Source organism: Mycobacterium sp. (assembly GCF_965229265.1).
GTDB lineage: Bacteria > Actinomycetota > Actinomycetes > Mycobacteriales > Mycobacteriaceae > Mycobacterium.
Genome location: NZ_CBDDIY010000010.1, coordinates 1,567,942 through 1,579,769, shown reverse-complemented (window position 1 = coordinate 1,579,769; position 11,828 = coordinate 1,567,942). Strand labels below are relative to the sequence as shown.

Below are 11,828 nucleotides of genomic sequence, written 5' to 3'. Positions count from 1 at the left end.
GCGCGCCTCGCGCCGACCTGATTGGGCTATTTCTCTGCGGTGTACCACCGGGTGACGTCGTAGCCGGCGTTGTAACGCGCAAGCCATTCAGTGGCGAGAACCGGCAGCGTCAGATGGGCTGGGTCGTGACCTGGAATCTGGCTGCGTACAACGCCATACGCAGCCGCCACCTTTTCGCGCTGGGGGACGAGCGGATACAGCTTTGCGAATGGCCCATGGTCCGCGGGAGCGACCGGTTGTCGTCTGAAGCGGCACCGAATCTTCTCCACGAGGGTCGCTATCGGCCCTTTGCCACCGAACATCGACCGGGCGTCGACCTTGCGGTCCTCAAGCGAAACGTTCTTGTTGAAACTGTCGGCAGTGGCGGCGATTACCGAACGAGCATGACCGAACACTGACGGTGCCATCTTCAGGCGGTACCACGGATCACCGACGATGGCATCGTAGATAATGAGTGCCGAACTTCGATGCTCCATCTCTTCGACGAAGTGCCACAGGAACAGTGATGCCACGCGATCATCCCCGGGGGCGAACAACGTGTCGGCGTTGTCTAGCATCATCTTGAACGACGGCGTGAACGTCGCTTCCAGATCGGCGATATAGGCCAATCGGTAGTTCAGAGACTTGGTGGCGGTCAGCTCGTCAAACGCGGCGATGACGTCGTCGAGAGTCTCTTTGAGTTCTGGGTGGGTCTTGAGCAAGGCTTTCGCGTGCTGGCGGTGTGCCATGCTGTGCTGACCCTCTTGGCGCACGAACGCCAAAGCTTCCTCTGCGATCTCAGGATCTCTGATGAGCGGCAGCGCTTCGTGAACCGCGGCACTGATCATCTTTTCGACGGCGAGGAAAAGAAACGACAGGGCATTGGCTGCGGCGGAGAAAGCCGGGTCGGATTCGTTCCACAAGAAGGGAACGTCATAATCGGAGAAGCCGAATCGCAGCTTCCGTACATGTAGATCAGTCATTTCGTGAGCGATCGTACGCCGTCAGGGTCACCACACACCTGGCACCAGCCGCGCGCGGACCGCCTGCGTGTAATCGCGGTAGCCCCGCAGCTCATCGGCGAGCAGCTTCTCTTCATCGCGGATCCGGGAGGCAAGGACTGCGACGCCCGGCAGGACGAAAACCAGCCCCCAATAGGAACCGAGAGCGAGGGGAAGGCCCACCAGCATGATCGCATTACCGGTGTACATGGGGTGGCGAACCAGGCCGTAGAGCCCGCTGGAGACCACTTTCTGGTCTGCGGCCACCTGGACGGTGGTCGATGCGTAATTGTTCTGAACGACCACCAGGACCACTACAGCTAGACCGGCGCCGACCAAGACATTGCCGGCTAGGCACACTGCCGCCGGTACCGATGACCAGCCGAAGCGGTGGTCGAGTCCGCCGACCACGCACATCGCCGCCAGTGACAAGTACAGCCCAGCCATGACGATCTTCTGCACCGGCCGCGCCTCGGCGATCGGACCGCCGCGCATCCGCCGTTGCATCGCCGCCGGCTTCGTCAGCTGCAGGTAGATACTGGGCAGCCATGCCGCCGCGGCAAACACGGCCAGGAGCACCCAGGCCTGCCAGTATTGCAGCGTGCCGGCCGTTACGAATAACACGGTGCCGATGACGACAAGCTGAACGAGCCCCGATACCAACACTCTAAGAACGGCAGTCACGGATCTTCCTTTGGTCCGGGCCGGCTGTCGGCGCCCTGTCACTGATTCGGCTACGCCGATATGTCGCTGTCGGACGGCGACAACTTCTCGCACAGCAGCTCCGACAACCCGCGAACCGTGCCGACGGCTAAGTCGCTGGACGTCAGGCGCACTCCCGTTTCGGTCTCGAGACGGGTGCGCAACTCCAACGCGCCCAGCGAGTCGACGCCGTACTCGGAGAGCGGCCGATCCGGGTCGACGCTGCGGCGCAGGATCAGGCTTACCTGTTCGGAGATGAGCCGCCGCAGCCGGGTGGTCCACTGTTCCCGTGGCAGTTCGCTGAGTTCGGCGCGCAATCTACTCGTGCCCGTTTGGCTTTCCCCGACGGCGCTGAACGCCTCCGCGAAGGGACTGCGCTGGGCGAAAGCGGCCAGCCAGGGGGTTCCGATGATCGGCGCATATCCGGTGTACCCGCGGTCGTAGCGTAACAGCACGTCGAGCGCGTATGCGCCCTCGTCGGGAGCGATGGCGGCACCGGCGTTCTCGGCGAAGTCGGTTGCCCGCCCGATCTGGCCCCATGCGCCCCACGCGATCGAGGTGCCCGGCAGGCCCTGCGCCCGTCTCCACTGGGTGAACGCATCCAGCCAGCTGTTCGCCGCGGCGTAGGCGCCCTGCCCCGGTGAACCCACCAATGCGGCTGCCGACGAGAACAAGCAGAACCAGTCCAGCGGCTGCGCGGCAGTCGCACCGTGCAGATTCCACACGCCGTGAACCTTTGGCGCCCAGTCACGCTCGATGAGTTCATCGGCGATGTTGGTCAACGTGGCATCCTCGACCACCGCCGCGGCATGCAGCACACCGCGCACCGGCAGCCCGGTGGCGGTCGCGGCCTCCACCATGCTCTGCGCGGTGACCGGGTCGGCAATATCGCCACAGTGCACCACGACTTCAGCGCCCATAGCGCGGATCAGCTCAATCGTCTCCAGCGCCTTGAGCGTCGGCTGCGAGCGGGAGGTCAGAACGATGCGCCCGGCGCCGCCGATGGCCATCTTCTCGGCGAGGAACAAACCAAGACCGCCCAGCCCGCCGGTCACCAGATAGGCGCCGTCGCGGCGGAATACGTCGACCTGCGCAGGCGGGATCACCACTGCGCTGTCGCCGGTTCGGGCGACCTCGAGCAGTAGCTTCCCGGTGTGTTGAGCAGCGCTCATCACCCGGATCGCGGTTGCGGCCTCGGCCAGCGGATAGTCGGTGTGCTTGGCGGGGGGCAATTCGCCGTCGGCCACCAATCGGTAGACGGTGCGGAGCAATTCCCCGACCCGCTGTGGGTGGCTCAGCGTCATCAACGCCAGGTCGACGTAGTAGAACGTCAGGTTTCGCCGGAAGGGGAAGAGCCCCAGTCTGGTGTTGCCGTACACGTCGCGCTTGCCGATCTCGACGAACCGCCCCCCGATGGCCAGCAGCTCGAACCCGGCCCGCTGGGCCGCTCCTGTCAGCGAGTTGAGCACGATGTCGACGCCGTAGCCGTCGGTGTCGCGGCGGATCTGCGCGCCGAAATCGGTGCTGCGCGAATCGTAGACATGCTTGATGCCCATGTCGCGCAACATCTGCCGACGCGCTTCACTTCCCGCGGTAGCGAAGATTTCTGCGCCGGCGGCCCGCGCCACGCCGATCGCGGCTTGACCCACGCCACCTGTGGCCGAGTGAATCAACACCCGCTCGCCGGCCGAGATACCCGCCAGATCGTGCAGCCCGTACCACGCAGTGGCGGTGGCGGTCGCAACCGCGACCGCTTGACGATCGGTGAGCTCCGCCGGCAGGGTGACGGCCAGGCGGGCGTCGCAGGTGACGAAGGTGCCCCAGCAGCCGTTGGCGGAGAAGCCGCCGACTCGATCACCGACGTGATGTTCGGTGACGTCGGGCCCGACGGCGGTCACCACGCCGGCGAAGTCCATTCCGAGTTGCGGCAGGCCGCCCTCGATCTCGGGGAACAGCCCCATCGCGACCAAGACGTCGGCGAAGTTGATGCTCGACACGCCGACGGCGACCTCGATCTGTCCAGGACCAGGATCGACCCGTGGCGAGGCAACCAGCTCCAGCGTCTCCAGATCACCGGGGGTACGGATGTGCAGACGCATCCCATGACTCGTGTGATCGGCCACGGTGATGTGGCGCTCGTCGGGCCGCAACGGTGCCGGGCGCAGCCGAGCGGTGTACCAGGCGCCGTCGCGCCAGGCGGTCTCGTCTTCCTCGGAGCCGCTGAGTAGTTGGCGGGCCAACTGATCGGCGTCGGTGCGGTTATCCGCGTCGATCTGGGTAATGCGCAGATGCGGATGCTCAGCGCCGATCACCCGCACCAACCCGCGTAGTCCGCCTTGCTCCAGATTCGGCTCGTCTGCGGTCACCACCGTCTGGGCGGCGCGGGTCACGACAAACAGGTGTGGGGGGTGACCCGGGCTGCCCACGAGTGCGCGGGCGACGCGCACCAGATGCCGCACACACTCGAGGCCGAGGAGGGGGGACTGGTCATCGGTGTCGCGGGACTGCTGACCGGTGAGGACCACCACACCGGTGAATTCCCCGGGGCGTAGGTTCTCGCTGAGCTGCTCGGCCATCGCAGAATGATCCGCGTTCGGCGGCCAGTGGACAGCGGTGCATTGTGCGCCTTGGTGTTTCAACGTGTCAGGCAGTGTGGTGTGCAAGGTCTCGGCGGTTGCGGCGGTGTTGACCAGCAGCCAGGTCCCGGCGTGCGTGTGGGGTGGCTCGGGCAGCTGTCGTTCTTGCCAGTCGATGGCCAGCAGCCGTTCGCCGAGCACTCGATCGAGCTGGGCGCTCTCCTCCAACGCGGTGCCACATCGCAGCCCCTCGACTCGGAGGAGCACCACCCCATCCTGGTCAAGCACGTCGAGATCGGCCTGGATGCCAGACGTATCGATGTGTGTGATCCGCGTGTAGCAATAGTGGGCGTTGCGCGCCGAGCCATAGGAACGCAGTCGGCTTGCACCGAGCGGCAATCCCATCAAGCCATCGCCGAGAGCCCGCACTCGTGGGCTGGCCGCTACCGACTGGAAGCAGGCATCCAGCAGCGCTGGATGGACGCCGAAAGCGCCCTGTTGCATCCTGATCTGTACCGGCAGCGCGACCTCGGCCAGCACCGTCTCGGTCGTCTCCTCGCCGATGTGCACGACGCCGAGGCCGGTGAATGCCGGACCGTACTGAACGCCGTGCTGGTCCAAGGTGTTTCGCACATCGTCACCGTCCGCGCGCCGCGGATGTGTTTCTAGCAGAGCGACGATGTCATAGGCTGCGGGCACATCGTTGTCCGCTGCGTGCAGCACCGCGCTGGCTTGGCACGCGTATCCGCCCCCCTGACCGGACTCCACGACGAAGTCCGCGACGCCCGGCGACGACAAGGACGTCGACGCTCCTACAGTGGTGTCTTCGTCGAGCAACAGCGCCTCTTCGAAACGGATGTCGCGGACTTCGGCGGCCTCGCCCAACACGGTGCGCGCCGCCGCCAACGCCATCTCGCAGTAGGCCGCTCCCGGGAGTATGGCCACATTGCGGATCTTGTGGTCGGCGAGCCACGGCTGGGCGGCGGTCCCGACCTCGGCCTGCCACACGTGACGCTCCGGCTCCTCCTGCAAACGGACGTGCGGACCGAGCAGCGGATGCACCGACACGGTGAGGCCGCCGTGCTTCGGGGTCTCCCGGCCATCGTGGTCCAGCCACAGGCGCTGGTGCGTCCAGCTGGGCAGCGGTGCGTCCACCAGTCGTCCCGCCGGATAGGGCACGGAGAAGTCGATTGCGGCACCCGCACTGTGCAAGTCGGCGACAAAGCCGCGTAGTCCTTGCGGAAGTTCCTGGCCGCGGCGCATGCCGGCCAGGGCCGCCAGCGGTACGTCCAGGCTCTCGGCGGTCTGCTCGACGGCATGGGTGAGCAACGGATGCGGTGCCAACTCGGCGAAGACCCGATACCCGTCCTCCAGCGCGGCTCGCACCGCGGCGGCGAAGCGCACCGTATTGCGAAGATTGCGCACCCAGTACTTGTTGTCGCACACCGGCTCTTCGCGTGGGTCGAATCCCGTCGCCGAATAGAAGGGAATCTGGGGTGTCATCGGCGTGATTCCGGCGAGAACGTCGGTCAATTCCTTGAGTATCGGATCGACTTGCGGGGAGTGTGAGGCGACATCGACCGCGACCTGGCGGGCCATCACGTCACGCTGTTCCCACGCGGCCACCAGCTCTTGGACCGTCTCGGTGGCTCCGCCGATCACGGTGGACTGAGGGGAGGCAACCACGGCCACCACGACGTCCTTGACGCCGCGCATCGTCAACTCCGAGAGCACCTGCTTGGCAGGCAATTCCACCGATCCCATGGCGCCGGAACCTGCGATGGTGGCCATCAACCGAGAACGGCGACAAATGACGCGCACCCCGTCTTCGACTGTTAATGCACCCGCCACCACAGCGGCGGCTGTCTCTCCCATCGAGTGCCCGATAACCGCGCCGGGCAGCGCCCCGTGTGCCTTCATGGCGGCCGCCAATGCGACCTGAGTGGCGAAGATCGTCGGTTGGACTCGGTCGATTCCGGTCACCACGTCGGGCGCCGTCATCGCCTCGGTGACCGAAAAACCGGACTCGGCGGCGATGAGGGGCTCCAATTGTCCTACGGTCGCAGCGAACACCGGCTCGGTCTCGAGCAATTCCGCGCCCATCTGCGCCCACTGTGAACCCTGACCGGAGAACACCCAAACCGGACCACGGTCATCGCGGCCCACCGCGGCTTGATACGGCGCATCCCCCGCGGCGACCTCGCGCAGGGCGGAAGCGAGTTCTGTTCGGTCACTGGCAATCACCGCGGTGCGTACCGGCCGGTGAGCGCGGCGGCGTGCCAACGTGTAGGCGAGATCAGGTAAGGGCACGTTCTCGTGGGCCTCCACCCATTCGGCGAGCCGGCTCGCGCTGCGGCGCAGTTCATCGGCCGAAGTCGACGACAGTGCGAACAGTGCCGGCCCTGCCGAAACATCCTCACCGCCGACGGGATCGGGCTGCTGGGCGGGTGCCTGTTCGAGGATCGCGTGAACGTTGGTGCCAGACACTCCATACGACGAGACCGCCGCCCGGCGTGGGTGTGGACCGTCGATCGGCCACTCTGTGACCTCTTGTGGCACAAACAGTCTGGTGTCGATCCGAGCCATCTCGTCGGGCAAGCGGGTGAAATGCAGATTCTGCGGCACCGCGCCGTGCTGCAGCGCGAGGACCGCCTTCATCAATCCGAGAATTCCGGAGGCAGACTGAGCGTGGCCGAAATTAGTTTTCACCGACGTCAGCGCGCAGGGGCGCTCGGTTCCGTAAACCTCGCTGAGGCTGGCGTATTCGATCGGGTCACCAACGGGAGTGCCCGGCCCGTGCGCCTCGACCATGCCTACTGTCCGCGGGTCCACACCCGCGACGCGCAACGTCTTGCGGTATAGCGCAGCTTGAGCGGTTGCCGACGGCGTCGAGATGTTCACGGTGTGGCCGTCTTGGTTGGCGGCGGTGCCACGGATCACCGCCAGAATCCGGTCACCGTCCCTCAGCGCGTCCGGCAGCCGCTTGAGCAACACCACCGCACTCGCCTCGCCACAGACATATCCGTCGGCCGCGATGTCGAACGCGCTGCAGCGTCCGGTAGGGGAGAGGTGGTTCTGCGCCGAACCGGCCACGAACTTCCGCGGTTCCAGCATCACGTAGGCGCCGCCGGCTAGCGCGAGGTCGCTTTCGCCGTCGTTCAAACTGCGGCATCCCATGTGCACGGCCATCAGGCTGGAGGAGCATGCGGTATCAACTGTCAGCGCGGGACCGTGCACTCCCAGGGAGTAGGCGATGCGCCCCGACGCCATGCTGAAAGTGTTGCCTTCGAAGCCGTATGGCCCCTCCATGGCATCGGAGTCGGCGTTGACCAACTGATAGTCGAGGTGCGTCAGCCCCATGAATACACCGGTCAGGGATTCGGCGATCGCGTCGGGCGTCAAGCCCGCATGCTCCATGGCTTCCCAGGAGTTCTCCAGCAGCAAGCGGTGTTGCGGATCCAGTGCGGCCGCTTCGCGCTCATTAATGGCGAAGAATTCCGCGTCAAAGCCCGCGACGTCGTCGAGGAATGCCCCCCATTTCGACGCGGTACGGCCAGGAACACCCAATTCGGGGTCGTAGAATTCGTCAGAGTCCCAGCGGTCGGGGGGGACTTCGGTGACCAGGTCCTCGCCCCGGAACAACGCTTCCCAGAGGGCTTCCGGTGACGAGATGCCTCCTGGAAGCCGGCACGCCATCCCGATTACCGCTACCGGACCGGTCGTATCGGCGTCCACAGTGGGCGAGGAATTCGCTGGACTCGAGCCGTCTACCCGATCAGTCGATCGCACCGAACGAAACCATCCCGTCTCCTCATAGCAGCGGTGCCGTATTTCCTCCGCTACCTGGCCCCAAGCTCCGGCGCGCTCTCGACGACGCAGGGTGCCTACGTCGATCTCGATTGAGCCGCACCCGTGTCTGGGCCACTCGCCACGTTCGAATGGCCGGCTTGACAGGGGCGAAAATAATTATGCAGGCGCAACCCTTGGCATCGTCAACCAATCGCGATTTTGCCGGTTTAGGAGGCTGTCACCGATCCAGCCGTGCGCCCGACAACAGAGGGTGGCGGCGGCCGCTGCGACGCGAGGGCGACCCGCTAAAAGATGGCAAAGACCCGGACTGTCCACGAAATCTGTGGTCGCCCTGATGCGGGAATTTCTCGGTACCGCGCTGACCGGTCGAGACCGGAGTTCAGTCGGGATCAGGTTTCAACATCGGGATCTCACATCTTCCGATGTTCTGCGGCGACAGCTACGCTAACCTGAGCCCCGTGACACAGGTGGTTCAGACATCCCTCCCGGCTCTGCTACGCGAACGCGCCAGTCTGCAACCGGACGATACGGCCTACACCTTCGTCGATTACGACCAGGACTGGGCCGGCGTTCCCATCAGCCTGACGTGGCCCCAACTGTATCGGCGAGTGCTGAACGTGGCGCGCGAGCTCAGATTAAGTGCGTCGCCGGGCGACCGCGCGATGATCATCGCGCCGCAGGGACTGGACTACATCTTCGCCTTCCTGGGCGCCTTACAGGCCGGACTGATCCCGGTTCCGCTATCGGTGCCGATGGGCGGCGTTGCCGATGAGCGGGTGGAATCCGTCCTGCGCGATGCCGTGCCAACCGCGGTCCTCACCACATCTTCGGTGGTGGCCGACGTGGTCCGGAATATCGCTCCACCTGCCGGACAGTCGGCTCCGGTGATTATCGAGGTCGATCGCCTTGACCTGGATGCTCCAATACGGTCTAGCGCCGGCGATTTCGAATACGACTCCGACAGTCATCAGACCGCCTACCTGCAGTACACCTCCGGCTCGACCCGCTCACCAGCCGGGGTGATGATGTCCTACACAAATCTGTTGACCAATCTGCAGCAGATCACGTCCGATTTTTTGATCGACTTCGGCGGCGTTGCCCCGCCTGACCTCACCTTCGTGTCCTGGCTGCCGTTCTTCCATGACTTGGGCTTGATCATGGGAGTTTGTTCACCGGTTGTTTTGGGAACCAGCGCCGTGCTGACCAGCCCGATTTCGTTCCTGCAGCGGCCGGCTCGCTGGATGCAGCTGGCGGCGAGTTATCCGCGGGTATTTACCTCGGCGCCGAACTTTGCTTTCGACGTGGCGGCAAAGAAGACCTCCGACGAGGACATGGCCGGCCTTGATCTCGGTGGTGTGCTCACTATCCAGAGCGGTGCCGAACGGGTCCAGCCCGTGACGATCAAGCGCTTCACCGATCGGTTCGCCCGATTCAATCTGCGGCCCACGGTGATTCAACCCTCTTACGGCCTTGCCGAGGCGACTCTCTACCTGGCTACACCGCGGCCAGGCGAGCCGACGAAAGTTGTGCACTTCGATTCGGAAGCCCTGACCGCTGGTCGGGCTGAGCGTATCGACGGCCCTGAGGGCACCCCGCTGATCAGTTACGGCGGGCCAATTACGCCGCAGTCCCCGACGATCCGCATCGTCGACCCGGACACCGGCATTGAGTGCCCGCAGGGGACGACCGGCGAAATCTGGGCGCACGGTGACAATGTCAGTGCAGGCTATTGGCAAAAGCCCGAGGAGACTCAGCGCACGTTCGGCGCTACGATCGTCGACCCCTCGCCCGAAACCCCGGAAGGTCCTTGGCTCAGGACCGGCGATCTGGGCTTCATCTCCGATGGAGAGCTGTTCATGGTCGGCCGGTTGAAGGATCTGTTGATTGTCTATGGGCGCAATCACGCCCCCGACGACATCGAGGCGACGGTATCGGAGATCACCGGCGGCCGGTCCGCGGCCATCGCAGTGTCGGACGATGGCGTGGAGAAATTGGTCGTCGTGCTGGAAGTCCGCAAGCGCGGTGATTCCGACGAGGATGCGTTACACAAACTTGGAGTCCTCAAGCGCGAGGCGACCGCGGCAATCTCGAATTCACACGGCCTTGCGGTCGCCGACCTGGTCCTGGTGGCTCCGGGCTCGATTCCGATCACCACCAGCGGCAAGGTCAGGAGATCGTCCTGCGTCGAGCTATACCAGCGGAAGGCGTTCACCCGCCTGGATACCTGATCACCACGGGCTGACGCGCATCGACGGTCGATTAGGGCGTGCCTGGGCTGCCATTCGAGCCAGGGGTCGCCGATCCGCTTGCTGTCCAGGCGATTCCACCGGAACCGCCGCCGCCGCCACTAGTCGATCCGTTGCCGCCATTACCGCCGTTGCCGCCGGTGGCATTCCCGGATCCGTAGTTGTAGGCGATCCCGCCGAGCCCGCCGTTGCCGCCGCTCGTGGCGCCATCACCGCCGGCCCCGCCCTGGCCTCCGATGGCGGAGCCGGGCCCGGCGGATCCGGTCAACAGGGTCGCCACGGCCAACATGTAATCCCAGAGCGGGTCGTTCCCGAGGTCGGCGGTGCCGCCGTTGCCGCCGTTGCCGCCCGTTCCGCTGCTGCCGTTGCCGCCTGCTCCGCCGCTGCCACCGATAACGCTTCCCGGGTAGTACACGCCGGCTAGGAAGTATCCGAATCCGAAGCTGATGACGGATCCGCCGTACCCGCCGTTGCCGCCGTCGGTGCCGTTGCCGCCTGCTCCGCCGTTGCCGCCGATCCCGCTGATCAACCCGCCGTTCCCGCCGGCACCGCCGTTCCCGCCGTTGCCGGAAACCGAGGATCCGCCCGCGCCACCTTCTCCGCCTGCACCGACTAAGACCGCCGACCCGCCGGCCCCGCCAAGGCCGCCATTCGCGCCGTCCCCACCGTTGCCGCCGTTGCCGATCAGCCCACCGCTGCCGCCGTTGCCACCGTTGCAGGCGGTTGTCGGGCATTCGGCGTCGGTCCAGGAGTAGCCGTTGCCGCCACTGCCCAGCAACCACCCTCCGGGCTGCCCGTCCGGGTCTGCCGCTGTCCCGTCGAGTCCGTTGCCGAGGATCGGCCGGCCCTGCCACTCATTGGTGACGAGCGCGGTGATGATGTCTTGGAGACTGACAGGGAAGGGGACTGGACCTCCCGCCTGCTGGGCGTAGGCGACGATGGCGCCGATCACGTCCTGAATGGACAGGTTCGGCGGAGTCGTCGGCGAATCTGCCGCGAGTATCGACGACGAAGCGGCGGCGGGGGACGCCCTCCGGCTTGACGCCACGGCCGGTTGGGCCGCGCTGGTGCTCGCGGCGGCGGAGAGTGTGGTGTCGTTCGTGGTGGCTGTTTCCGCGATGGCCTCGGCTGTGGGCGTGTTTGACGACGTTGCAGCGGCTGTGCTGGCACCTCCGGTCGAGGCAGGCGACGGCGTCGGGGCGGTCGCCTGGTTGTCGGAGACGGATCGTGGCTTGACTCGGGGGCTTGCGGCAGCACCCTTGCCCGCCGCCCTAGCTGCGGGCGACCGTGCCGGATTTGCCCTGCCGGTGTTTCCCACCTTGGGGCCGCTCCCGCGGCTATGGCTCGACGGCGCGCCGTCATCGGAAGAAGAGTCAGCGTGAGCAACTCCGGCGGTGCTGGCTAGTGAAGCGCAGACACCCACCGCGACGGCTCCTGACCCGAGCCAGATAGAGATGTTGCTGCGCCGTCGCGGGGCGCGGTGGCGAGCGCCGGCGGTTCGCGCTCTTACGCGC

The 11,828-nt window shown here is 65.6% G+C and carries 6 protein-coding genes; 2 read left to right on the top strand and 4 right to left on the bottom strand.

The features are described from left to right. Positions 1-26 precede the first annotated feature (26 nt). Genes ADBZ9K_RS09355 through pks2 form a run of 3 tightly spaced genes read right to left on the bottom strand, consistent with a single transcriptional unit; the run spans position 27 to position 7,954 of the window. On the bottom strand, positions 27-962 hold the full coding sequence (locus ADBZ9K_RS09355) for a metal-dependent hydrolase (RefSeq protein WP_526619792.1): 936 nt from the start codon (positions 960-962) through the stop codon (positions 27-29). Between the two features lie 27 nt (positions 963-989). Next, positions 990-1,664: a methyltransferase family protein gene (locus ADBZ9K_RS09350; protein WP_526619791.1), complete on the bottom strand. Its 675-nt coding sequence runs from the start codon at positions 1,662-1,664 to the stop codon at positions 990-992. 50 nt (positions 1,665-1,714) lie between these two features. Next, positions 1,715-7,954 carry a sulfolipid-1 biosynthesis phthioceranic/hydroxyphthioceranic acid synthase gene (gene pks2, locus ADBZ9K_RS09345; protein WP_526619790.1) on the bottom strand — a complete coding sequence of 2,080 codons (6,240 nt, stop codon included), beginning with the start codon at positions 7,952-7,954 and terminating at the stop codon, positions 1,715-1,717. 581 nt (positions 7,955-8,535) lie between these two features. Between pks2 and ADBZ9K_RS09340 the strand changes: the two genes are divergently transcribed. Further along, positions 8,536-10,296 (top strand): fatty-acid--AMP ligase, encoded by a 1,761-nt coding sequence (locus ADBZ9K_RS09340; protein WP_526620852.1) that lies wholly within the window; start codon positions 8,536-8,538, stop codon positions 10,294-10,296. 31 nt (positions 10,297-10,327) lie between these two features. Here the strand turns inward: ADBZ9K_RS09340 and ADBZ9K_RS09335 are convergent, their stop codons facing one another. Then, positions 10,328-11,266, bottom strand: coding sequence for a PGRS repeat-containing protein (locus tag ADBZ9K_RS09335; protein ID WP_526619789.1), 939 nt, complete (start codon positions 11,264-11,266; stop codon positions 10,328-10,330). A gap of 7 nt (positions 11,267-11,273) precedes the next feature. Between ADBZ9K_RS09335 and ADBZ9K_RS09330 the strand changes: the two genes are divergently transcribed. Then, a complete protein-coding gene (locus ADBZ9K_RS09330) occupies positions 11,274-11,696 on the top strand; it encodes a hypothetical protein (protein WP_526619788.1) in 423 nt (140 codons plus the stop codon). The last annotated feature ends 132 nt before the right edge of the window (positions 11,697-11,828 follow it).